Source organism: Streptomyces sp. NPDC001056, assembly GCF_053598955.1.
In genome coordinates this window covers 134,479-157,814 of the sequence record NZ_JBSFLI010000009.1, presented here as the reverse complement: position 1 = coordinate 157,814, position 23,336 = coordinate 134,479, and the positions used below count along the sequence as shown (strand labels likewise).

Genomic DNA, 23,336 nt, shown 5'->3' with positions numbered 1-23,336 from the left:
ACCCACCGAACGGAGCACCCGATGACCAGCACCACCCCGACCCCGCGCACGGCGGCCCACGTCTTCGCGGACACGGCGCACTCCGCGGCACGGCGCCCGGCCCTGCGCCACGACGGAGAGCAGCTGAGCTACGCGGAGCTGGCGGCCGCCGCCGGAGAGAGTGCCGTCTGGCTGCGCGAGCGGGGCGTGGGCCGCGGGGACATCGTCGCGACCCTGATGGACCGCTCGCACCGGTGCATGATCGGCGTGCTCGCCGCCTGGGCCGTCGGCGCCGCCTACGTCCACATCGAGGCCACCGACCCCGACCACCGGGTCGCCACCCTGCTCGGCACCGCCAAGGCCGCCGCCGTCCTCACCGACGAGCGCAACCGGCCCCGGCTCGCCGACGTCGCCGCGCCGGTGCGTACCGTCACCGGCGACGGACCCGGCACCCCGTACACGGTCGACCCTGGGCTGCACCCCGACGACACCGCGTACCTGGTGTGCACCTCCGGCTCCACCGGCGCGCCCAAGGCGGTCGAGGTGCAGCACCGGGCGCTGCTCAACTACTGCGCCGCGTTCGACGAGCGGGTGACCGCCACCGGTCTCGACAGCTACGGCCTCGCCACCACGTTCGCCGCCGACCTCGGCAAGGTGTCGGTGTACGGCGCGCTCCTGTCCGGGGCCCGGCTCGACGTCTACCCGCGCGACACCACGCTCGACCCGCAGGCGCTCGCCGCCGACCTCGCCGCGCACCCCGCCGACTGCCTCACCTACACGCCCTCGCAGTTGGCCGCGCTCGCGGCCGAGGGCGACCTCGCCGCGCTGCTGCCGCGCCGGGTGCTGGTGGTGGCCGGCGAGGCGTTCCCGCCGCGGCTCGCCGAACAGATCCTGCGGGTCCGCCCCGACCTTGAGGTGCACAACGGCTACGGCCCCTCCGAGGCGACCATCCTGGCCACCATGCACCAGGTGCGGCCCGCCGACACCGCGGGCCCGCGCGTCTCCATCGGCACCCCGCTGGCCGGGGTCGAGGCCCGCGTCCTCGACGAGGGGCTGGAGCCGGTGCCCGACGGCACCCCCGGCGTCCTCTACCTCGGCGGCGCCTGCGTCGCGGCCGGGTACCTCGGTGAAGCGGCCCTGACCCAGGCCAAGTTCGTCGAGCTGGACGGACCGGGCGCCGGCGTCCACTACTGCACCGACGACCTCGTCATACGCGAGCCGGACGGGCGGCTCGACTACCTCGGGCGCGCCGACCGGCAGTTGAAGATCCGCGGCAACCGTGTCGAGCCCGGCGAGGTCGAGGCGGCACTGCTCGCCCGGCCCGGGGTGCGCCAGGCGGTCGTCACCGGTGAACGCGCCACTCCGGACGCCCCGTTGGAGCTCGTGGCCTACATCGTCGGCGACGCCGACCCGCGCGCCCTGCTGCCCGAGCTGCGTGCCACGCTGCCCTCCGCCCTGGTGCCCGGCGCCGTGCACACCGTCGCGGCGATCCCGGTCAACCTCAACGGCAAGACCGACTTCGGGGCGCTGCGCGCCGCCGTGCCCGCCGCGGCGACCTCCTCGGCCACGGACCCCGGGCAGGCGCCGCGCGAGGGCACCGAGCAACTCATCGCCGGTATCTGGGAGGAGGCGCTCGGCCGCACCGGCATCGGCCGCGACGAGCGCTTCCTGGACATCGGCGGCGACTCCTTCAAGGCGCTCACCGTCTTCGCCCGGCTGCGCCGCCACCACCCCGGCCTGGTCATCGCACAGCTGTACGCGCACGCGACCGTCGCCGAGCTGGCCGCCGCGCTGACCGGCGCCGAAGCCACGGCCCAGGACGCGCCCGCGCGGACCACGGTGGTCGACCTGTGAGGCGATGCCGGCTGACGCCACTGCTCTGGGAGATCACCGAGGAGACGGCCCGCCCGGAGCCGCCGCCGCGCACCTTCGTCCTCGCCCCGTTCGGCGGTGGCAGTGCCTACGCCCTCGGCGAGTGGCTGCCCGACCTGCGCGCACCCGGCGAGCGGGTCCTCGCCCTGCAGTACCCGGGACGCGGCCCCCGCTCCGCCGAACCGCACGCCACCGACCTGGCAGCGCTGGCGGACACCGCGGCCGAGGAGATCGCCGAGGCCACCGAGGGCCCGCTCGTCCTGGTGGGCCACAGCCTGGGCGCCGTCCTCGGCTACGAGATCGCGCACCGGCTCCAGGACATGGCCCGGGACGTGGAACTGCTCGCCGTGTCCGCGGCCCGTCCCCCCGACCTGCAACGCCTCGACCCGGCCGCGGTGCTCGCCATGACCCGCGACGACTGGATCGAGGAGCTGGCCACCGGCGGCAACGCGGGCATGGGTGAGTCCCCGCTGGCGGACGTGGCCGACCTGGCCATCCCGGTCCTGCGCGCCGACTACCTCCTGCTGGCCCGCTACCGCCCCGGCCCGCCACGCCCCCTCACCTGCCCCCTGCTCGCCCTCGGCGGCGCCGCCGATCCCTGGGTGGAACGCCCCCACCTGGACGCCTGGCAGTCGTGGACCACGGGCCCGTTCGCCGCGGCGGTCCTGCCCGGCGACCACTTCTACTACCGCGGCGCCACCGCCGAGTTCGGCGGCCTGATCCGGGCCCGGCTGCGCCACCCGGTGACCGCCGGCACCCGTACGACCGGAAGGGACATCTGATGCGCAAGACCCTCGTCGTCGTGTACGCGGACGGCGCGGCGCACCCCGGGGACATCGCCGTCGGCCTCGCCTCGTGGGCCGACTGTGTGTTCGTCGCCGAACCCGACGCGCACACCCGCGCGATGGAGCCGCTGCTCGCCCAGTTCGGGCCCGTCGTACTGACCGACTCGGTGCCGGAGGCGGCACGGCGGCTGCGGGCCCACGCCCCGGACGGCATCGTCACCTACAGCGAACGCGCCCTGCATCTGGCCGCGGCGCTCGCCGAGCAACTCACGCTGCCGTTCCACGACCGCGGCACCATCGGTCTGCTCACCGACAAATGGCAGCAGCGCGCCGCGCTTTCCGCGGCCGGCGTCGACGTCGTGCGCTGCCGCCGCATCGAGCGCCTCGCGGACTGGGACGACGCGGTCGCCGAGACCGGCCTGCCCGCCGTCCTCAAGCCCGCGCACGGCGGCGGCAGCCGCAACACCTTCTACGTCACCGACGCCGACGCCGGGCGCGAACTGGCCCGCGCCCTGCTCGGCGACGAGCGCCCCGGCCTGGTCGCGGGCGGCACCCTCGTCCTGGAGGAGTATCTGCGGGGCCGGGACTGCGGCCCGTTCGGCGACTACGTGTCCATCGAGAGCGTCGTCCAGGGCGGCACCGTCACCGACCTCGCCGTCACCGGCAAGTTCCCGATGGTGCCCCCGTTCCGGGAGACCGGACGGTTCTGGCCGTCGCCGCTCGGCGCCGACGAGGACGCGGAATGCCGCGACCTGGGGCGCCGCGCCGTCGAGGCCCTCGGCGTCCGCGACGGACTCACCCACACCGAGATCAAGCTCACCCCCGACGGCCCCCGGCTCATCGAGGTCAACGGCCGGCTCGGCGGCGGCATCAACGAACTGTCCGTCCGCGCCCAGAGATTCGACCTGATCGAGCTGGCGGGCCGCGTCGCCCTCGCCGAACGGCCCGAACTGCCCGCCCTCTACCGGGGCCGCGCCTACTTCCAGCTGTTCCACCCCGCACCCCGCGCCCCCGGCACCCTGCTGGGCATCGACGGCGCCGACGAGGTCAAGCGACTGCCCGGGGTCACGCTGTACCGCCCGTACGCGCGACCGGGCACCGCACTGCCCGGCGGCGTCCAGACCCTGGAGCTGGACATCGTCATGGGCGAGGCCGACGACGTCCCCGAACTGGCCGCCATCGCCAAGGACATCGACGCCACCCTGCGCTACCGCTTCGCCTTCGACGCCCAGGAGCCCCGCGAGGTCTCCGGCGCCGACCTGGGGGCGCTGTGACCGCGTACACCACCGAGCACCACGAGCATCACCGAGAGGGACACACCGCGATGAACGACGGCTCCACGACCATGGCCCCCGAGGTCCTGCTCGCCGGGATCTGGAAGGACATCCTCGGCGCCGAAGAGGTCGGCCCCGACGACGACTTCTTCTCCCTGGGCGGTGACTCCCTGCTCGCCCTCCAGGTCATCGGCGCGGCCCAGGAACAGGGCCTGTCGCTCTCGCTGCTCGACCTGTTCCGCAACCCGACCCCGCGCGGCGCCTGCCAGGCCCTCGGCAGCGGCGGGCCCGCCGCCGGGGGCAGCGCCGCCGAGCTGCTCAGCCCCCTCGACCGGGCCCGGATCCCCGACGACGCCGAGGACGCCTTCCCCGCCGCCCGCCTCCAACTCGGCCTGATCTACGAGAGTCTGGTCAGCGACGGCGCCTTCTACCTCGACGTCATCTCCCGCACGGTCAACCGGCCGCTCGACCCCGAGGTGCTGCGCGCCGTCCTCGACCGGCTCTCGCACCGCCATCCCGTCCTGCGCACCCGCTTCGACCTCGGCACGTTCAGCGAACCGATGCAGCTCGTGCTGCGCGACGCCCCCGTCCCGCTGACCACGGACGACCACGAGGGCCTGGACGAGGCGAGCGCCACCGCGCGCTACGAGGAGGCGATGGCGGACCTCGGCCGCCCCTACGACCCGGAGCGGGCCCCGCTCCTGCGGGTGCACGCGGCCCGCCTCGGCGCCGACTCGTTCCGGCTCTCGTACTCCTTCCATCACGCGATCCTCGACGGCTGGAGCGAGGCCGTCTTCTTCAACGAACTCGTGCGCTGCTATGCCGCATCGCTCGCCGGCGAACAGCTCGACCTGCCCGAGCCGGTGCCCTACGCCGAGTTCGTGCGCCTGGAGCGCGAGGCCGTCGCCGACCTCGCCTGCGCACAGCACTTCGAGGGGCTCAGGGAGCTGCTGCCCGCCCAGCGCACCGCGAGCGTCGAGACGCCCGATCACCACAAGGTCAGCGCCGCCGTCCCGGCCGACGACGCCCGCCGCCTCGACGAACTGGCCGCCGCGTCCGGGCTGCCCGTCAAGAGCCTGCTGCTCGCCGCCGCCTGCGTCGCCGTGGGCGCGGCCTGGGAGACCACGACGCCGGTCGTCGGCCTGCTCCTCAACGGGCGGCCCGAACGCACCGGTGCCGACGTCACCCTCGGCCTGTTCCTCAACCAGCTCCCGGTCCGCCTCGACCTCACCGGCGCGACCTGGCGCGCCGCGGGCCGTCTCGCCCTGGACGCCGAGAACGATCTCCTTCCGCACCGCCGCTTCCCGCACTCCGAGGTGCGCAGGCTGCTCGGGCACAACCCGTTCGAGGTGACCTTCAACTACGTCCGCTTCCACCCGCGCGACGAACTCCTCGACTCCGGTCTGCTCGCGGTCGAGGAGGACATGCGCGACCACACCAGCCTGCCCGTGCGCATCGAGGCGCTCAACGAGACGGCGGGCTCGGGCCTGAGCCTGCACGTGACCGCCGATGTGAACCGGTGCGGCGCCGACCTGCCCGGCGATCTGCTCGCCAGACTGCTCGGCGCGGTGCACGCCCTGGTCACGGCGCCCGACGGGTCGGTCGACGTCCGGTGATGGCGGGCCTCCTGCCGGCCTGTGTGGCGGTGGCCGCGGGCGCCGGAGGATCGGCCCCGCGGCACCCGCCCGCCTTCCCGGAGGAGCTCGGCCACATCGCGCACGCCGCCCCGGCGCGGCGCGAGGAGTTCCTCCAGGTGCGCCAGTGCGCCCGGCGCGCCCTGACGGCGGCCGGTTTCCGGGCCGGTCCGCTGCTGCCCGGCGCCGACCGGGCGCCGCGCTGGCCGGCCGGCGCGGTGGGCAGCATGACCCACTGCACCGGCTACCGGGCGGCGGCCGTCGCGGCGGCCTCCCGGATCCGCGCGGTGGGCATCGACGCCGAACCCCACGAAACGCTGCCGCCCGAGGTCGGCGCGCTCATCACCGACGCCGAGGAACGGGCCGCTCTGGAACGCCTTTCGGCACGGCACCCGCGGGTGCACTGGGGCCGCCTGCTGTTCTCCGCGAAGGAGAGCGTCTTCAAGGCCTGGTACCCGCTCACCGGCCAGTGGCTGGACTTCCACGACGCGCGGGTGACGCTCCACCCGGACTCCCGTACGTTCACCGCGGACCTGGCCGAGACCCGGCTGCGCGGCCGCTGGGCGGCGACGCCCCGGCTGCTCACGACGGCCGTCGCGCTGCCCGCGCGGCGCGACCGGACCGGCCACGCCGGACACGCGCGTGCCGGGTGCCGCGCTGCCCCACCCCCGAAACCAACACCCCTCATCGCGGCGGCAGTTGACACGGGCCCTCGTCCACGCCCAGGGCGGTGACGGCTGCCTCCTCGCCCGTGGGCGCGGGCGGCGGGCCGCCGCCTCGCTACGGCGCGCCGCCGCCGGCAACGGTGCCATGAGGATATGCGTGCCGTCGCCCGGCAGGGTGACGGCCAGGGCACCCGGGCGGTCGCCGGGCCGGTGCGGCGGGCGGCCGGCGCGTCCCGGGTGCCGCTGTGCCGCGGCGGCGCTGAACGGCCCCTGCCCGGGGTGTGATCGTCCCCGTCACCGCTCCGCGTTCGCGAGCCACAGGTCGGGGCCGAAGACCTCGTAGCGGATGTTGCGCGCGGGGATTCCGGCCCGGAGCAGCTGGGTGCGGACGACACGCATGAAGGGGAGCGAGCCGCACAGGTAGACGTCGGCGTCGACGGGCAGGTCCAGGCCGTCGACGTCCATCAGGCCCGGGTGCGAGCCGGGCTCCTCGGTGGCGTCCTGCTCGTACCAGAACTCGGCCGTCGCGGCGGGAAGTTCCGCCACCAGGCGGCGGGTGTCGGCCCGCAGGGCGTGGTCGGCCGGGGCGCGGTCGGCATGCAGCACCCGCACCGGCCGGGACGAGCCGGTGGCGGCGAGGTGTTCGAGCATGCCGACCATCGGGGTGCAGCCGATGCCGGCGGAGACGAGGACGAGCGGGGTGTCGGCGTCGTCGAGGACGACGTCACCGAACGGTGCCGACAGGGTGAGTTCGTCGCCGGCGCGCACGGTGCGGTACAGCCGGTTGGAGACCTCGCCCTCGGGGGTGTCGGCCACGCTCGCCACTCGCTTGACGGTGATGCGCCGCAGGCCGTCGTCCGGCGCGCTGGACAGGCTGTACTGGCGGGTCTGGTGGATGCCGTCCGGCATGAGCACGCGGACACTGACGTACTGTCCGGCGCGCGCCCGGGGCAGGGGGCCCTCGTCTGCCGGGCGCAGCAGGAAGGAGACCGCGTCGGGGGTCTCCTCGCGCCGCTCCACCACGGTCCACCGCCGCCACGGCGTGCGCGGGTCGACCTGCGCTTCCTGGTAGAGGCGGGCCTCCTGGGCGATGAGGGCGCCGGCCATCAGCCAGTACACCTCGTCCCAGGCGGCGGCCACCTCGGCGGTGACGGCCTCCCCCAGGACGTCGCCGATCGCACGGAACAGGTACTTGTGGACGATCGTGTACTGGTCCTCGGTGACGCCGAGCGCGGCGTGCTTGTGAGCGATCCGGGCGAGGAGGGCGTCCGGGCGGGAGTCGGGGTCGGCCAGCAGCCCCTGGGCGAACGCCGCGATCGATCCGGCCAGCGCCTGGCGCTGCTCGCCGCTGGCCTGGTTGCCGCGGTTGAACAGGCCGTCCAGCAGTTCGGGTTGCTCGGCGAACATGGTGCCGTAGAACCGTGTCGTGATCTCGTTCAGGGCGCCGCCCACGGCGGGCAGGGTGGCACGGACGACAGCGGCGGACTCGGGCGAAAGCATGGGACTCCTTCGGTGGTGTGGGGAACGTCGAGGGGTGGCGGCACTCACCGCCGCCGGAATCCGCCGTGCGGGATCCCGGACCGGCACATCCATCGTTCCGAGGGGCTGTCCCGCGCGATAGGGCCTGGCTTCCCTCCGGAGCAGGGCCGGCGGGCCCGCGGGAAGGGGCCGATCCGACTTCCGACCGGCTCACCGGCGAAGCCCCGGCCGCGGACCCGATGTCGCGGTGCCACGCGTGCCCTCGCTCAGCGCAGCAGGCGCAGATACGGGTCCTGGGGCCTGCGGGGCAGCAGGCGCACGCGCGCGTCGAGCACGGTGATGCCGTCCGGTGCGGCCAGAACGGGGTCGAAGCCGACCTCCGCGAGCTGCGGCAGGTCGCTCACCATGCGGGACAGCCGCAGCAGCAGCTGTTCCAGGGCGGCGAGGTCGACCGGTCCGGCGGCGTCGGGGCCGAACAGCAGCGGGGCGCAGCGCGGGGCGGTGACCAGGTCGTGGACGTCGTGGTCGGTGAGCGGTGCCAGGCGGGCGGCGTGGTCGGCGCGTACCCCGTTCGCGGTGCCCCCCGGCCGAACAGCACCAGGGGGCCGAAGACCTCGTCCTGGACCGCCCCGGCGAACAGCTCGGTGCCCCGCGCCGCGAGCGGCTGGATCACCACGCCCGTCCGCAGCCCGGCGAATCCGGTCCCGAAGTCCTTCTAGGCGGACCGCACTCGGGCCTCGTCCCGCACGTCGAGGTGGACGGCGTGCCGTCGGCTCCCGTGCACCGGTCCTGGCCAGGGTGCCTTCATCACCACCCGGCCGTCCGCGCCGCACAACCGGCGGGCGGCGGCGACCGCGTCGTCCTCGGTCCTTGCCCACGCCCAGGGCAGTTGGGGGATGTCTCGGTGATCCGCCGGGCGCGGGCCGTGTCGACGCCGTCGAGACCGGGGACGGTGCCGGCGGGCCGGGCGAGCCAGGCCGCGCGCCGGGCGGCGTGGGCCGGCGCACGGACCGCCGCCTGCGGTTCGGTGCACGAGGGGATGGTGCCGGGCTCATGGGCTGCCCGGGGTTCCGGTCCTGGCCGGGCGTCGGCGGTGGCGGTGAAGCGGGAGGCCACCGCCGACGAGATCAACGCGGCCTTCGCCGCGGCCGCCGAGGGCCGCTCGACGGCGTCCCGCGCGTCTCGACGGCACCGCTCGCACTCACTCGGGCACGACCGCGACGGGGCAGCCGGTGTGGTGCAGTACCGCGCGCGCGACGCGGCCGAGTGCCAGGCCGTAGTGGCCCTCGCGGCGCCGGGCGCCGATCACCAGCAGGTCGGCGCCGGCCGAGGCGTCGATCAGGGCCCTGTGGGCGGGGCCCTCGACGGTGCGCCGACGCAACACGGTGCCGGACGGGATGTCCCGCAAGGCGGCCGTCAACTCCTCGGCGGCCCGCTCCGCGGGGGACGCGACCGGTTCACCGGGCTCCACGGCGGGGTGCGGTGCCTCGGGTCCGGGGCGGAGCCGGGCTCGTACGACCTCCAGGGGCACGCCGCGCAGCCGCGCCTCTTCGACGGCGAAGCGCACCGCCGCCGCGTCCTCCCGCCGCCCGCCGACTCCCAGGACGACGCGGCCCGTTGCGGAGCGGACCCGGTCGTCGTGGTTCTTTCGGAGCACGATCACGGGGCAGTGCGCGTGGCCCGCCACCGTCACGCTGACGGAGCCGAGGACCGCCTCGGTCAGGCCGCTCCGGCCGCGCGAGCCGAGGACCACCGCCGCGGCGGTGCGGCTCTCCCGTACCAGCGCGTACTCCGGTTCCTCCGGCAGCACGTCGGTGGTGACCTCCACCGCCGGCCGGCGCAGGTGCGCCCGGCGCGCGGCCGTCTCGACGACGTTCTCCGCCATGACCTGCTCGGACGGCTTGCCGAGGTCCTCCGCGAGCGCGGTGCCTTCGTACCGCTCCCAGAGCGAGGCATGGACCAGCTTCAGCGGCAGGCCGCGCAGGGCGGCCTCATCGGCCGCCCAGTCGACGGCGCGCAGGCTCGGCGCGGACCCGTCCACGCCGACGATCAGAGGCGGCGCCATCGTCGTCACCCGTCCACGCCCAGGTCGAAGACGATCCGGGCCTTGACCTCGCCGCGCAGCACGGCGTCGATGGACTCGTTCACGGAGTCGAGGGGGCGCGTCTCGCGGATCACCTTCGTACGGCCGGCCGCGTGCAGTCGGAAGACCTCGTCGAGGTCCTGCCGCGTGCCGACGATGGAGCCGATGACCGAGGTGCCGTTCAGGACGGTGTCGAAGATCGGTACCTGGATCGTGCCGTGCGCGGGCAGTGCCACCATGACGAGCTTTCCGCCGCGCCGCAGACCGGAGTTGACGGCCTCGAACGCGGCGGGGTTCACGGCCAGCGCGATGGCCGCGTGTGCGCCGCCGTGCTTCTTCAGCTCCGCACCGACATCCTGCGCGCGGGCGTCGATGACGAGGTCCGCGCCCAGCTCCCGGGCCAGCTCCAGCTTGTCGTCGGTGACGTCGATCGCGGCGACCGTGGCACCGGCGATCTTGGCGTACTGCACGGCCAGGTGCCCGAGCCCGCCGACACCGGAGACCGCCACGAGCTGGGCGGGCCGGACGCCGGCGACCTTGAGGGCCTTGTAGGTGGTGACGCCGGCGCAGGTGAGCGGGGCGGCGTCGAACGGCGTGACCCCCGCGGGCACCGGCTGGGCGAAGTCCGCCCAGGCCAGCATCTTCTCGGCGTACCCGCCGTCGCAGCCGTACCCGGTGTTGATCTGCCGCTCGCACAGCGTCTCCCAGCCGGACAGGCAGTGCTCGCAGCGCCCGCAGGCCCTGCCGAGCCATGGGACCGCCACACGCTGACCCACCTGGAGGTGGGTGACCCCGTCACCGAGCTTCTCGACGAGGCCGACGCCCTCGTGGCCGGGGACGAACGGCGGTCGGGGCTTGACGGGCCAGTCCCCGCGGGCGGCGTGGATGTCGGTGTGGCACAGCCCGGAGGCTTCGACGCGGACGCGGACCTGGCCGGGTCCGGGCTCGGGGTCCGGCCGCTCCTCGATGACCAAGGGCTCGCCGAAGGCTCGTACGACAGCTGCTTTCATGGGTTCCTCCTGGAGTGCCGGGTCAGTCGTGCGGGACGACGGCAACGGGGGTGGCGGCGTGGTGCAGCAGGGCGTGGGTGACGCTGCCGATGTGGGCGCCGACGGAGGAGCGGCGGATGCGCCGGCCGACGACGACCAGGGAGGCTTCGCGGGAGGCGTCGACCAGGGCGAGCGAGGGGCTGCCGCAGTGGGACACCGTGGTGACCTGGACATCGGGGTACTTCTGCCGCCAGGGCCGCAGCGTCTCCTTCAGGGCGTCGATGTCGCCCGCAGCCACCGTCTCGTTGATCGCGGGGTCGGGAGCCATGCCGTAGGGGTAGTAGTACGGCGGGTTCCAGCCGTGCACCACCCGCAGCGGCACGTCGCGGTGCGCGGCGGCCTCGAAGGCGAACTCGATCGGGGCCGCGTCCGGGTTGCCGGTGTCCAGTCCGAGCAGGACGGGCAGCACGGGTGCGGCACCGTCAGCGGTCCCCGCCGGGGCCTTCCCGGGCGAGTCCGAGGCCTTGTCGTCCGCGCGGACCAGGATGACGGGCCGCTCGCTGTGCGCCACGACCGCGAGGCCGACCGAGCCGACCAGGAAACCCTCGAACGCGCCGAGGCCGCGCGAGCCGAGGACGAGCATGTCGGCGTCCCGTGCGGCGTCGACCAGGGCCTCGGCCGGTGATCCGGTGAGCTGTTCGGTGATCACCTGGACCCCGGGACGGTGCAGCCGCAGGGCCGCGGCGGCCTCGCGGAGTATCCGTCCGGTCCAGTGCTGGTGCGTCTCGGCGCCCAGGACAGGGGCCTCGGCCATGGGGGCCGGCACCGGCTCCCAAGCCTGGACGAGCTTCACCGGCAGTCCGCGCATCTCGGCCTCGCGGGCCGCCCACTCGGCGGCGGCACGGCTCTCGGGCGAGCCGTCGAGGCCCACGATGATGGTGCGAAGCATGTTCTCCACCTCCTGAATCGGACCCGTGCGGGCCGATTCGAACGTCGTTTTCGGGGGTCGGTGAGGGTCGGGACGCCGCGCCTCCTGCGGTGGGCGCGGCGATGGCCGTCGCGGTCAGCGCAGCCAGCTGTGGTCGCGGACGATCGGCAGGCGTGCCCAGAGCCGGCCCAGGCCCCAGGTGGTGCCCGCGCCCGCTGCCGCCATGGCGAGGAGCGCGGCGGCGTAGATCACGTGGTAGTCGGCGAAGGGGTTCGTGGACATGGTCGGCGATCCGTCGGCCAGGTGCCTGGCCGGCGGCCACTCGGCGAGCCACATCAGCGCCAGCATCACCGTGCCCGCCCCCGCGGCCGGCCGCAGCGCCGCACCGGTCGTGACGGCCACGCCGATGCCCAGCAGACCGAGCATGAACAGCCAGTCCGCCCAGGGGGCGCCGGCCCACGCGTGGAACGTGGACCGCATGGGCCCGGCGGCGACGGAGCCGAGGAAGCCCTTCGTCGGGGAGCCGCCGTCGATCCAGCCCCGGCCTGACGCCGTGGCGTATCCGAGCCCGAAGGTCTTGTCCAGGAACGCCCACAGGAAGACGAACCCGGTCAGGATGCGCAGCGCGGCGAGGGCGTGGGTCTGCGCGGTGTGCGCGTCGAGTCCGGCCGGCACCGCGACCGGGGCCCCGGTCCGGTTCGGGCGGAACGAGAAGTGGAAGCCCGGGTTGCGGTGGGAGTGAGGGTGCACGGCCATGTCGGTGTCCCTTCCGGCGTTCTCCGGCCTCGTTCGCTTGACACCCTCACTCTCGCGGTGTGCGCGGCGTTGCGCCCGATGCCGAAGGGCACGACCGCGGGGCCTGAAGGTCCCTGTCCGGCCGGGCCTGTTGACGGCACACACGGCGGACGGGCCGCTGTGCAGCCGACGTTGGGATGCGGGCGGGCCGGGGTGCCTCGACGCGGTTCAGGGGGCCGGAGTCGCGGCCGGAGGTGACGGGGACTCCTCCCGGCCGGCGCGGATCGCCGGAACACCGAGGCCGAACGGGTCGAGCGGGTACGGGGCACCGGACGCGGGATCGGCCGCGATCCCCATGACGTCGCGTCCCGGCTCGTGGACCCGTCCGGCGGCCGAGCGGCCCGGGGGGCGTCGTCACGCGCTCCGACGATCCGCGCGGACGCGGCGCCCGCCCGCCGAGGAGGGGCGCCGCGAGGGCGTGCCGAGCCTCTTCACCGGCCCCGGCTTCGGTCGTGCGGGCGGAGGCGGAGGGCGACGCCGTCGAGTCCTCCGGCGATGTGCGGACACGTCTTCGGCGCCGTTGGCCGCGCGACTGGTGCGCGCCGTCGAGGGCCGGGTCGGCGTGGACCTCGACCGACGCGATCGGCCGCACCCTCAGCGCCGTCAAGAAACAGACATTACGTCACAAGAGGGACATAAGGCCGGACATCTCGGTCAGCGGGCCTGCCCGCCCTGCTTCTGCCGGTCCGCGGCCTGGGTGGCGATCACCGCCGCCTGGACGCGGCGCTCCACACCGAGCTTCGCCAGCAGGCGCGAGATGTGGTTCTTCACCGTCTTCTCGGCCAGGTAGAGGCGCTGGCCGATCTGGCGGTTGGTCAGCCCCTCTCCGATCAGGGCGAGGATCTCCCGCTCCCGGTCGGTCAGGCCGGGCAGCGCGTCCGGCTCCTCCCGCTCCTGACCGCCGCGCAGGCGGGCCATCAGCTTGGTCGTGGCGCTCGGGTCGAGCAGGGACTGGCCCCCGGCGACGGTACGCACGGCGGAGACCAGTTCCGATCCCTGTATCTGCTTCAGGACGTACCCGGAGGCGCCTGCCATGATCGCGTCCAGCAGCGCCTCCTCGTCGTCGAACGAGGTCAGCATCAGGCAGGCCAGCTCCGGCACGCGCGAGCGGAGTTCACGGCAGACGCTCACACCGTCGCCGTCGGGCAGACGGACGTCCAGCACCGCCACGTGCGGGCGCAGCGCGGGGATGCGCACCAGGGCCTGCTCCGCCGAACCGGCCTCGCCGACCACCTCGATGTCCGGCTCGTCGTTCAGCAGGTCGCGCACGCCACGCCGTACCACCTCGTGGTCGTCCATCAGGACGACGCGAATCGGGTTGTCGGGGCCGTGCTGCTTGCTGTCTGCCATCAATCGCTCCCTGTTCCGGCGTGCCTCGCCGTTGTACTCGCTGGACGGTGCCGCGCTCCGTCCTGAGATCCTTCTGGCCTGCGGGCAGAAGGTCCAGGGCCTGTCGACCCTGTCTCCTCCCCAGTTTCCCTTACCCCCATGCCGCGGACCGGTCCAGCCTACGTGGGACGCCGCGACCCCGACGCCGTGTCGCGCTCCCCCGGGCCGGCCCGGACGAGCCGTCGGCCCGGGGAAGGCCGCGTCCGGCGCTCGCCGTGCCGCGCGCGGAGTACAGGACCGACCGGACCCGGAACAGGGCCGAACGGCCCTGGCGCGGGACGTCCCGGCACGGTTTGAATGAGCCGACCACCTCTGTCCGCGGCAGACGCTTCGGCGTCTCGCCGGTACCTCGGGCAAAGGCAATCCGCACTGAGCAACGAAAGCGCAGCAGGCCCTCCATGACCCTCGACAACGCCCAGCCCGTTCCCCCCGGACCGCGCCGAAGCATCGAGCTGAACCGCGACGAAGCCATGCGGCTGCTGGGAAGCGTCTCCTTCGGACGGATCGTCTTCACCCAGCGCGCGCTGCCGACCGTGCGGCCCGTGAACCACGTCATGGTCGGCGGCGACATCGTCATCCGCACCCACGCGGGGGCGGCCCTCACCTCCCGCGCCCAGGAGGCCGACGGCTCCGGCGTCGTCGTCGCCTACGAGGCCGACGTCATCGACCCGGACACCCATCTCGGCTGGAGTGTGGTGGCCACCGGCTACGCCCATCTGGTGACCGACCCCGAGGAACTCGCCCGGTACCAGCAGCTGTTGACGTCCTGGGTGCAGCAGACCATGGACTACGCGGTACGCATCCGCCCCGATCTGATCACCGGCATCCGCCTCACGGCCGACGACGCGCCCGGCGAAGCCGTCGGCGAGGGCTGACCAGAACGCTCCGGTCCCGCGCGTGGTCCCGGCGGCAGTGCGCCGCCGGGACCACGCGCGGGACTCAAACGTGCGGGATCACCGCCACCGGCACCGAGCTGTGCTCCAGCACGGCCTGGGTGACCGGCCCGAGCGCGGCACCGGCGTGCCCGCGCCGCCGGGTGCGGCCGACGACGACCAGGGACGCGTCCCCCGATGCCTCGGCCAGATGCCTGCCGGCCGTCCCGATCACGGCCTGCTCGGCCACCTCGACACCGGGGAACCTCTCCCGCCAGGGCCGCAGCACCTCGGACAGAGTGCGCCCGCCCGTCGTCGCCCCGGACCGTCCGGCGTCGGCGGCGCCGCCCGCGTCGTGGGCGTCCGGCTCCGCGTGCCGGCCGTGGACGACGCGCAGCCTCGCCGCGCGGCGGGACGCCGCGTCGAACGCGAACTCGATCACCGCGTCGTGCGGGTCCGTGAGGTCGAGGCCCAGGACGACGTCGCCGGGCCGGTGCTCGTCCTGACGGCGCCCGCCCGGTACGAGCACGACGGGCCGCCGGCAGCGAGCGATGACCGCCAGGGCGACCGACCCGGCCAGGCGGCTCGCCACGCCGGCCGCCGAAGAGGGCGAGCCGAGCACGACCAGCTCGGCATCGCCCGCCGCCGTGAGCAGCACGGACACCGGCGCGCCCGGGACGCGGTCGCTGTCGATCCGTACGTCCGTGCCGCGGCGCGCGATCCTCGCCTCGGCCTCGCTGAGCACGCGGTCGGGCTCGGCACGCTGCCGTGCGGCATGGACCAGACGCAGCGGGACGTCACGACGCCGGGCCTCCCGGACGGCCCAGTCGGTGGCGATACGGGAGCCGGGTGAACCGTCCACGCCGACGGTGATGGTGCGGGGCATGCTTGGTCTCCTTCTCGAACACGAAGTGGGTCTCGGGGCAGCGCCCTCGGGCCAGGAGATGCCACTGGTCCCGGCGGGTCCGCCGCCCGGCTCACACCGCCCGCAGACCGTGCGCCCGGAACCGTCCCCGCACGCGCTCCGTCAGACCCGGGTCCGGGACGGGCGTGCCGCGCAGCGGGAAGTCGATGCCGAGGGCGTCGTACTTGTGGGCGCCGAGCTTGTGGAACGGCAGGACGTCCACGCGGTCGACATTGCCGAGCCCGGCGAGGAAGGCACCGAGGCCGTCGATCGCGGAGGGGTCGTCGGTCAGGCCGGGGACGAGGACGTACCGGATGTACACGGGAACGTCGAGCCGGTCCAGGCGGGTGGCGAAGCCGAGTGTGGGGGCCAGGCCGGCCCCGGTGAGCCTGCGGTAGGTGGGGGCGTGGAACGCCTTGACGTCCAGCAGCACCAGATCGGTGTCGGCGAGGAGTTCGTCGGAGGCCCGCTCGCCCAGGAAACCGGAGGTGTCCAGCGCGGTGTGGAGCCCCGCCTCCTTGCAGCGGCGCAGGAGGGAGCCGGTGAAGGCGGGCTGGAGCAGGGGCTCTCCGCCCGTGATCGTGACCCCTCCCCCGGCCGTGGTCAGGAAGTCCCGGTATTTCCCGATCTCCGCCATGACCTCGTCCACCGAGGTCTCCCGTCCGTCGCGCAGGTGCCAGGTGTCCGGGTTGGCGCAGTACAGACAGCGCAGCGGGCAGCCGCTGACGAACAGCACGAACCGGGTCCCGGGGCCGTCCACTCCGGTGGACAGGTCCCAGGAGTGGGTCCGGCCGGTCACCGCCGGCACCGCCGGGGCCCTCACAGGGACCCGTGGAAGGTGCGGCTGATCACGTCGAGCTGCTGCTCCCGCGTCAGGCGGACGAAGTTGACCGCGTACCCGGAGACCCGGATGGTCAACTCCGGGTAGTCCTCCGGGTGTTCCATGGCGTCCTCAAGGGTCGCCCGGTCCAGTACGTTGACGTTCATGTGGAAGCCGCCCGCGGCCATGTAGCCGTCGAGGACGCCGGCCAGGTTGCCCGCGCGTTCGGCCGGGTCGTGGCCGAGTCCCTCCGGGGTGATGGTCGTGGTCAGGGAGATCCCGTCGCGGGCCTCCTCGTACGGCAGCTTCGCCACCGACAGCGCCGAGGCGACGACCCCGTGCCGGTCCCGGCCGTTCATCGGGTTGGCGCCCGGCGCGAAGGGCTGTCCGGCACGCCGGCCGTCGGGCGTGTTGCCGGTGTGCTTGCCGTAGACCACGTTGGAGGTGATGGTCAGCACGGACTGGGTGTGCTCGGCGTCCCGGTAGGTGGGGTGCTTGCGTACCTTCGCCATGAACGACTCGACCAGGTGCACGGCGAGGGCGTCGGCCCGGTCGTCGTTGTTGCCGTACGAGGGGAAGTCACCCTCGGTGGCGTAGTCCACGGCGAGTCCGGTGTCGTCCCGGATCACTCTCACCCGGCCGTACTTGACGGCGGACAGGCTGTCCGCCGCGACCGAGAGGCCGGCGATCCCGCAGGCCATGAAGCGGTGCACGGGGTGGTCGTGCAGCGCCATCCCGATGCGCTCGTACGCGTACTTGTCGTGCATGTAGTGGATGACGTTCAGCGCGTCGACGTACGTCTCGGCCAGCCAGTCCAGCATCCGGTCGTACGCCGCCGACACCTCGTCGTGGTCCAGGTACGTGCCGGTCAGGGCGGGCATCGGGGGCGCGACCTGCTCGCCGGTCAGCTCGTCCCGGCCTCCGTTGATCGCGTACAGCAGGGCCTTGGCGAGGTTGACCCGGGCGCCGAAGAACTGCATCTGCCTGCCCACCGCCATGGCGGACACGCAGCAGGCGATGGCGGTGTCGTCGCCGGTGCGCGGGCGCATCAGGTCGTCGGACTCGTACTGGATGGAGCTGGTGTCGATGGAGACCTGGGCGCAGAACCGCTTGAACCCCTCCGGCAGCCGGGGCGACCACAGCACCGTCAGGTTCGGCTCCGGCGCGGGCCCCAGGTTGTAGAGGGTCTGCAGGAAGCGGAACGAGGTACGGGTGACCAACGGCCGCCCGTCGGCCCCGATGCCGCCGATGGACTCCGTCACCCAGGTCGGGTCACCGGAGAAGAGGGCGTCGTACTCGGGTGTGCGCAGGAACCGCACGATCCGCAGCTTGATCACGAAGTCGTCGATCAGTTCCTGGGCCCGCGTCTCGTCGATGCGGCCCTCGTCCTGGTCCCGCTGAAGGTAGACGTCCAGGAAGGTCGACGTGCGGCCCAGCGACATCGCGGCGCCGTTCTGCTCCTTCACCGCGGCCAGGAAGCCGAGGTAGAGCCACTGCACGGCCTCCCGCGCGGTCGCGGCCGGCCGCGACACGTCACAGCCGTACGAGGCCGCCATCCGCGTCAGCTCACCCAGCGCGCGGATCTGCTCGGCCAGTTCCTCCCGGTCGCGGATGACGTCCGGGGTGGAGGGCCGCGCGTCCAGGAGGGCCCGCTCGGCCCGCTTGGCCTCGACCAGCCGGTCGGTGCCGTAGAGCGCCACGCGCCGGTAGTCGCCGATGATCCGGCCCCGTCCGTAGGCGTCCGGCAGTCCGGTGATCACGCCGGCCTTGCGGGCGGCGCGCATGGCGGGGGTGTACGCGTCGAAGACGCCGTCGTTGTGTGTCTTGCGGTAGGTGCCGAAGACCTTGGTCACGAACGGGGCGGGCTCGTAGCCGTACGCCCTGAGCCCGTTCTCCACCATGCGCAGGCCGCCGTTCGGCATGATCGCCCGCCTGAGCGGGGCGTCGGTCTGGAGGCCGACGATCAGCTCGCGCTCCCGGTCGATGTAACCGGGGGCGTGCGAGGTGATCGTGGAAGGGGTGGCGGCGTCGACGTCGTAGACGCCCTTGCGGCGCTCCTCGGGGAACAGCCCGCTGACCTGCTGCCAGACGGAGAGCGTTCGCTCGGTCGGCCCGGCCAGGAACTCGGAACCCCCCTCGTACGGGGCGTAGTTGGCCTGGATGAAGTCTCGCACGTCGACGCTCTCGCGCCACCGAAGTCCGCGGAAGCCCCGCCATGCCTCGGCGGGCGCGGCCACGTCCGCGTGGGGTGCCACGGTCATCACTGCCTCCGCATCGTTCGCGACGCTGCCCAGGGGTTCGCCGGGGAGCTCCACCGACGATGCTCGTCGCTCGCCGCCACCGGGGGCAGGGCCTGCGGGAGCCCGTCGCCGTGCCGTCCGACCCCACCGCCGTAGGGACGTTCGGTCCCGGTCGGGGAGGGCGGCGCCTGACGGTCCGCCCGGCAGGGCACGCGGTACGCCGTGCGGCCGACGACGAGCCGGCGGCCGGTGACCAGTTCGGCGTCGATCCGCACGAGAACCTCGTCGGGCGAGGAGGCCCGGGAAGGCGGCGCCGCCCGCTCGGCACCTTCCCGTTCCGCGCGGCCGGTCACGACCACGGCCCGGCCGGTCACGACGACGCTCCAGCCGCACCGTGCCGCCACGTCCACCGCGTCCGCCTCGAAGGCGACGACCGCGCCGTCGACCGCGCGGACCAGCTCGGACGCCGCCGGCGCGCGCAGCAGCACCGCTCCGTCCTCGTCCAGGCCGAAGCCGACCGGCATCACCGCAGGCAGGGCCTGCCGCGTGTAGACGACGCGGCCCACGGGTGCCGTCGCCAGCAGGCGCAGACACTCGTCACGATCGAGTTCGCAAAAGCCGTCGTCCGGATGCACGGGTCAGCCCTCCCTCGGCACGACACAAGGAGTTTTGTCCATGGTGTGTCCCGGCCGCGGCCTCCGATGAGTGCCACCGGTCCCGCTCTGGCCGGAGAGCGGCCCAGGCAGGCGTGCCGACGAAGAGGTACAACGGCCCTTCCGGCCCGCCGTCCTCCCCGGCTTTCCTGTGACCATGGCCGAAACCACGAGCGGATCCGAACGCCGCCCCACGTACCGCACCACCGCCGGAACCACCGTCGTGGAGCTGTACGGCGAGATCGACGTCGCCGCCGCGCCCTCTGTGGCGGCGTGCCTGGACGACCTGACGGCCTCCGCCCGCCCGGACCTCGTGGTGGATCTCCGCGCCGTCTCCTTCATCGACTGCGCGGGGCTGGCCCCGCTGTGCCGGGCGCGGAACCGGATCGCACGACGGCACGGCCGACTACGCCTCGTCTCCGACAGCGACCGGCTTCGGCGCGTCCTCAGCGGGGCAGGGCTGCGGGACGTCTTCGAGATCCAGGACCGCCTGCCCGAGGCTCTCGCCGTGGAGCCCGGGACGGCCCGCTACGCCATGGCGAGCTGACCAGGGCGCGGACGAGCACGGACGAGCACGGACCTCGAAGGTCCACGGCCGGCCTGCGCCTGGTGGCCTCGATCACCGACGGCCTCGGCACAGGCCGTGGTCACTCACACGGCCAGGGCATCGCGCCGAAGGCCGGCCGACGCACCCGCACGCCGGCGTCGGGGGATCACCAGCCCTCCGCGGCGGTCTCGCCGTCGGTGGGCAGGGGCACGCTCCACTCCAGGAGGGTGCCGGTCGGATCACGGCGCGCGACATGGCAGGTGCCGCCGAGTTCTTCGGCACGGCTTCGCAGGTTCGCCAGTCCGCTGCGCCGGGTGGCGGCCGGGTCGATGCCACGTCCGTTGTCGGCGACAGTGAGCCGCAGTGACCGGTCGGAGGCCTCGGCGGTGACTTCCACCGTGGTGGCCCGGGCGTGCCGGGCCGCGTTGGACAGGGCCTCCCGCAGGACGGCGAGGAGGTGGTCGGCGTGGGCACCGGGCACTCCGGTGTCCAGCAGGCCGGTCATGCGCAGGGCCGGGGCGAAGCCGAGGACCCGCGCCGACTCGTCGGTCAGGGCCAGCAGCTGGGTGCGCAGCCCGCCGGCCTGTTCCTGCCGGTCCCGGTGCTGGAGCGCGAAGATGGTCGTGCGGATGATCTTGATGGTGTCGTCCAGGTCGTCCACGACCCGCAGGATGCGCTCCGTCGCGACGGGTTCGTCGCGGACGCGGCCGAGTACGGCCTGCAGCGTCAGCCCGTCGGCGAAGAGCCGTTGGATGACCTGGTCGTGCAGGTCACGGGCGATACGGTCGCGATCGCCGAGAAGCGTCAGCTGCTCGGTCTCCCGACGGTGCTCGGCGAGCTTCAGGACCAGGGCCGCCTGGTCGGCGAAGGCGGACACCATGTCGATGGTCGCGTCGCTGAAAGAGGGGCCGCCAGGAACGTTGGCCACCTGGAGCACACCGCGCACCCGCTCGCTGTCGCCCACGGGCACGAAGAAGGCGGGACCCAGGCGTACCACGGAGGCGCTGCCGCCCGATCCGCGGGGATCGTCGCTCAGGGCTGCGCTGGTGACCGGCTCTCCGGCGGTGAACACCTTCGACGCCATGGTGGTCGCCGGGAGCGCCAGTCCGAGCAGCCGGTCGGCCGCCTCGCCCGCCGCCGCCTCCACGGTGAGGTCGGGCCCGTCCCCGACGGGCAGGGCGAGCGTGACCAGGTCGGTACCGGTCATCTGCCGCACGGTGTCGGCGAGCGAGCGCAGGATCTCCTCGGGCGGCGCGCCCGACAGGAGGGCCCGGGTCATGTCGGCGCTGGCGGACAGGCGACGCTCGCGGTGGCGGCTGGCGTCGTACAGGCGGGCGTTGTCGATCGCCACGCCCGCCGCGGCGGCCAGGCTCTGGAGCACCACCTCGTCGTCGGCGTCGAAGGGCAGCCCGCCGCGCTTGTCGGTGAGATAGAGGTTGCCGAAGACCTTGCCGCGCACCTGGACGGGGGCACCGAGGAACGTGCGCATGGGCGGATGGCCCGCCGGGAAACCCGTCGCCTCCGGATGCTCCCCGAGGTCCTCCAGACGCAGTGGCCGGGGCTCACGGATGAGGAGACCCAGGATGCCGTGCCCTTCGGGGTAGTGCCCGATCTTCGCGATCGCCTCGTCGTCCATACCGACAGTGATGAACTGCCGGATGGTGTCCTCCTCACCCACCACGCCCAGCGCACCGTACGAGGCGTCCACCAGGTCGACGGCGGACTGCACGATCCGTCGCAGCAGATCCTTGAGTTCGAGGTCGCTGCCGATCGCCATCACGGCGTCCAGCAGGGTCTGCATGCGGTCCCGGCCACCGCGCACCCGCTCCACATGCTCCTGCAGTTCGCTCAGCAGCGCGTCCATCCGCAACGGCGCGACCGAACCGAGACGCTCCGCTCCCGACCGTTCGTCCATGGCGGCGCCCTCGTCCTCTTTCCTGACCATGGGATACAGCATGCCCGAACGGCCCTACCGATGGACAGCCGGGCCTGCTATGGCAGAGCCGCTCGCACGGCCCCCGGGGCCGGCCGCCGGTGCCCCCTGCCGTCCGTCTCCAGGAACAGGCCCACCAGGAACCTCCGCATGTCGTGCTCGGGAGACCTCGGAAGCCGAATGCGTGCTGAGCGTTCAAAAGCGCCGAACGCCACGACCCGATTCCCCGGGGCGCGCTGAATCCCCCGGCATGTCGGCATTTCGCCCGGACCGTGAACCGGAATGTCCGATACCAGGCTCCGACCGGAAAAGGGACCGCCCCGGCGAGGGTTTTCCCGGACGGTCCCCGCGCATCCGATCCGGGCCGGGAGAACTCACAGAAACCCGGTGGCGCGCGCTTTGACCCGCCTGCCGCGAGAAAGCCGGAACCGGTGCCCCATCAGGTCCGGACAGGGGGCCGTCCTCGAAATCCCCCCAGCTCAACGTGGCCTGCCGCCGTGGTCAACTCTTGTGTCGATGCCCGGACTTCCGCTAGCGTGACCGCGTTCGACCCGGCACGCCGGGTACGTCTCCGGGCTCACGGCTAAGGGATCGAGTGATGACCAGATCACCATGGCTGCCGCTGGGGACGCGACCGGACGCGGATATCCGGTTGGTGTGCCTGCCGCACGCGGGAGCCGGAGCGTCGGCATTCAGACTTTGGGGCAAGGGGATCGACCCCCGAATAGGGGTCTGCCCCGTGCAGCCCCCCGGGCGCGAAAAACGCCGCAAGGAGACGCCCTTCACCCGTGTCGAGCCTCTGGTCCGCGAACTGGTCGCGGAGATATCCGAATCGGTCGCCGAGCCCTATGCGTTGTTCGGCCACAGCACCGGTGCCCTCTGTGCCTTCCAGGCCGTTCGTGAACTGCGCGCCACTGGCGGACCGATGCCGGTCCATCTGTTCGTGAGCGGCAGGCGCGCTCCCCACATGCCGTTGGAACGGGACGACCTGGCCGCCATGAGCCTTCCGGAGCTGGCGGAATTCCTGGAGAAGCTGGGCGGGACCCCCGAAGAGGTCCTGGCCGACCACGACATCCTCGGCGCCCTGCAGCCACTCCTGGCCGCCGACTTCGCCGTGAACCAGGGTTACGACTTCGTCCCCGCGGCGCCCCTCGACATCCCGCTCACCGCGTTCGCCGGCGTCGAGGACACCGGTGCCGACGGTGAACTGATGGCGCCGTGGAAGGAGCAGACGACCTCCGACTTCACCCTCCATGAGCTGGCCGGCGGTCACTTCGCGATCCTCGACCGGAGCACGGAGGTGCACGCGCACATCGCCGCGCACCTGTCCGCGTACCTGCGCCGGACGGCCTGACCAAGGAATCCATCGATGGAACTGTCGCGCCGGCCTCGCGATGGCCGGGCTGTCCGGCCTCCGCGGGATCACGGAGGACATCGCCCTGGCGACCGGCGCCGCTCCGGGCCGCGAGTGGCGCGACGCGGGAGCGGGCGGCCC

The 23,336-nt window shown here is 73.6% G+C and carries 19 protein-coding genes and 2 pseudogenes; 9 read left to right on the top strand and 12 right to left on the bottom strand.

Going from position 1 to position 23,336, the window contains the following annotated elements; all coding sequences use genetic code 11:
• The first annotated feature begins 21 nt into the window (after positions 1 to 21).
• From ACWDD7_RS13910 to ACWDD7_RS13885, 6 genes are all read left to right on the top strand, one after another.
• Complete coding sequence (locus tag ACWDD7_RS13910) at positions 22 to 1,833, top strand: non-ribosomal peptide synthetase (protein ID WP_450457491.1); 1,812 nt, start codon at positions 22 to 24, stop codon at positions 1,831 to 1,833.
• A complete protein-coding gene (locus tag ACWDD7_RS13905; protein WP_351874874.1) occupies positions 1,830 to 2,633 on the top strand; it encodes a thioesterase II family protein in 804 nt (267 codons plus the stop codon). The genes ACWDD7_RS13910 and ACWDD7_RS13905 overlap by 4 nt, the downstream gene beginning before the upstream one ends.
• On the top strand, positions 2,633 to 3,910 hold the full coding sequence (locus ACWDD7_RS13900; RefSeq protein ID WP_450457490.1) for an ATP-grasp domain-containing protein: 1,278 nt from the start codon (positions 2,633 to 2,635) through the stop codon (positions 3,908 to 3,910). Before ACWDD7_RS13905 ends, ACWDD7_RS13900 begins: the two co-directional genes overlap by 1 nt.
• A complete protein-coding gene (locus tag ACWDD7_RS13895) occupies positions 3,907 to 5,526 on the top strand; it encodes a condensation domain-containing protein (protein WP_450457489.1) in 1,620 nt (539 codons plus the stop codon). Before ACWDD7_RS13900 ends, ACWDD7_RS13895 begins: the two co-directional genes overlap by 4 nt.
• Positions 5,526 to 6,278, top strand: coding sequence for a 4'-phosphopantetheinyl transferase family protein (locus ACWDD7_RS13890; protein WP_450457488.1), 753 nt, complete (start codon positions 5,526 to 5,528; stop codon positions 6,276 to 6,278). The genes ACWDD7_RS13895 and ACWDD7_RS13890 overlap by 1 nt, the downstream gene beginning before the upstream one ends.
• A gap of 84 nt (positions 6,279 to 6,362) precedes the next feature.
• Complete coding sequence (locus ACWDD7_RS13885; RefSeq protein ID WP_450457487.1) at positions 6,363 to 6,494, top strand: hypothetical protein; 132 nt, start codon at positions 6,363 to 6,365, stop codon at positions 6,492 to 6,494.
• Between the two features lie 9 nt (positions 6,495 to 6,503).
• On the opposite strand, the gene ACWDD7_RS13880 is transcribed toward ACWDD7_RS13885, so the two are convergent.
• The 7 genes and pseudogenes from ACWDD7_RS13880 to ACWDD7_RS13850 all read right to left on the bottom strand — a co-directional run bounded on the left by ACWDD7_RS13880 (position 6,504) and on the right by ACWDD7_RS13850 (position 13,833).
• A complete protein-coding gene (locus ACWDD7_RS13880; RefSeq protein WP_450457486.1) occupies positions 6,504 to 7,709 on the bottom strand; it encodes a globin domain-containing protein in 1,206 nt (401 codons plus the stop codon).
• A gap of 245 nt (positions 7,710 to 7,954) precedes the next feature.
• A pseudogene (locus ACWDD7_RS13875) lies at positions 7,955 to 8,747 on the bottom strand (acetate--CoA ligase family protein); the annotation flags it as partial.
• A 142-nt stretch (positions 8,748 to 8,889) separates the two neighbouring features.
• Positions 8,890 to 9,753: a universal stress protein gene (locus tag ACWDD7_RS13870; RefSeq protein WP_450457485.1), complete on the bottom strand. Its 864-nt coding sequence runs from the start codon at positions 9,751 to 9,753 to the stop codon at positions 8,890 to 8,892.
• Between the two features lie 5 nt (positions 9,754 to 9,758).
• Positions 9,759 to 10,781 (bottom strand): zinc-dependent alcohol dehydrogenase, encoded by a 1,023-nt coding sequence (locus tag ACWDD7_RS13865; RefSeq protein WP_450457484.1) that lies wholly within the window; start codon positions 10,779 to 10,781, stop codon positions 9,759 to 9,761.
• A 22-nt stretch (positions 10,782 to 10,803) separates the two neighbouring features.
• On the bottom strand, positions 10,804 to 11,709 hold the full coding sequence (locus ACWDD7_RS13860) for a universal stress protein (RefSeq protein ID WP_450457483.1): 906 nt from the start codon (positions 11,707 to 11,709) through the stop codon (positions 10,804 to 10,806).
• Positions 11,710 to 11,823: 114 nt separating this feature from the next.
• On the bottom strand, positions 11,824 to 12,444 hold the full coding sequence (locus tag ACWDD7_RS13855; RefSeq protein WP_450457481.1) for a hypothetical protein: 621 nt from the start codon (positions 12,442 to 12,444) through the stop codon (positions 11,824 to 11,826).
• A 693-nt stretch (positions 12,445 to 13,137) separates the two neighbouring features.
• Positions 13,138 to 13,833: a response regulator transcription factor gene (locus tag ACWDD7_RS13850; RefSeq protein ID WP_351874850.1), complete on the bottom strand. Its 696-nt coding sequence runs from the start codon at positions 13,831 to 13,833 to the stop codon at positions 13,138 to 13,140.
• A gap of 437 nt (positions 13,834 to 14,270) precedes the next feature.
• Here ACWDD7_RS13850 and ACWDD7_RS13845 point away from each other — a divergent pair, with 437 nt between their 5' ends.
• Positions 14,271 to 14,747: a pyridoxamine 5'-phosphate oxidase family protein gene (locus ACWDD7_RS13845; RefSeq protein ID WP_450457480.1), complete on the top strand. Its 477-nt coding sequence runs from the start codon at positions 14,271 to 14,273 to the stop codon at positions 14,745 to 14,747.
• Between the two features lie 64 nt (positions 14,748 to 14,811).
• Here ACWDD7_RS13845 and ACWDD7_RS13840 read toward each other — a convergent pair whose 3' ends face one another.
• From ACWDD7_RS13840 to ACWDD7_RS13825, 4 genes and pseudogenes are all read right to left on the bottom strand, one after another.
• Entirely contained in the window at positions 14,812 to 15,630 is an 819-nt protein-coding gene (locus ACWDD7_RS13840) for a universal stress protein (RefSeq protein WP_450457479.1), read from the bottom strand.
• A 91-nt stretch (positions 15,631 to 15,721) separates the two neighbouring features.
• Positions 15,722 to 16,447: a pyruvate formate-lyase-activating protein gene (pflA, locus tag ACWDD7_RS13835; RefSeq protein WP_450457478.1), complete on the bottom strand. Its 726-nt coding sequence runs from the start codon at positions 16,445 to 16,447 to the stop codon at positions 15,722 to 15,724.
• Between the two features lie 20 nt (positions 16,448 to 16,467).
• Positions 16,468 to 18,729, bottom strand: a complete 2,262-nt coding sequence (pflB, locus tag ACWDD7_RS13830) for a formate C-acetyltransferase (protein WP_450457477.1) — start codon at positions 18,727 to 18,729, stop codon at positions 16,468 to 16,470.
• 194 nt (positions 18,730 to 18,923) lie between these two features.
• Positions 18,924 to 19,343 (bottom strand): annotated as a pseudogene (locus ACWDD7_RS13825) (pyridoxamine 5'-phosphate oxidase family protein); the annotation flags it as partial.
• Between the two features lie 175 nt (positions 19,344 to 19,518).
• Here ACWDD7_RS13825 and ACWDD7_RS13820 point away from each other — a divergent pair.
• Positions 19,519 to 19,908, top strand: a complete 390-nt coding sequence (locus tag ACWDD7_RS13820; protein ID WP_351865285.1) for an STAS domain-containing protein — start codon at positions 19,519 to 19,521, stop codon at positions 19,906 to 19,908.
• Positions 19,909 to 20,074: 166 nt separating this feature from the next.
• Here ACWDD7_RS13820 and ACWDD7_RS13815 read toward each other — a convergent pair whose 3' ends face one another.
• Positions 20,075 to 21,853 carry a GAF domain-containing sensor histidine kinase gene (locus tag ACWDD7_RS13815; protein ID WP_450457476.1) on the bottom strand — a complete coding sequence of 593 codons (1,779 nt, stop codon included), beginning with the start codon at positions 21,851 to 21,853 and terminating at the stop codon, positions 20,075 to 20,077.
• A gap of 586 nt (positions 21,854 to 22,439) precedes the next feature.
• Here ACWDD7_RS13815 and ACWDD7_RS13810 point away from each other — a divergent pair.
• Positions 22,440 to 23,195: a thioesterase II family protein gene (locus ACWDD7_RS13810; RefSeq protein ID WP_450457475.1), complete on the top strand. Its 756-nt coding sequence runs from the start codon at positions 22,440 to 22,442 to the stop codon at positions 23,193 to 23,195.
• Positions 23,196 to 23,336 lie beyond the last annotated feature (141 nt).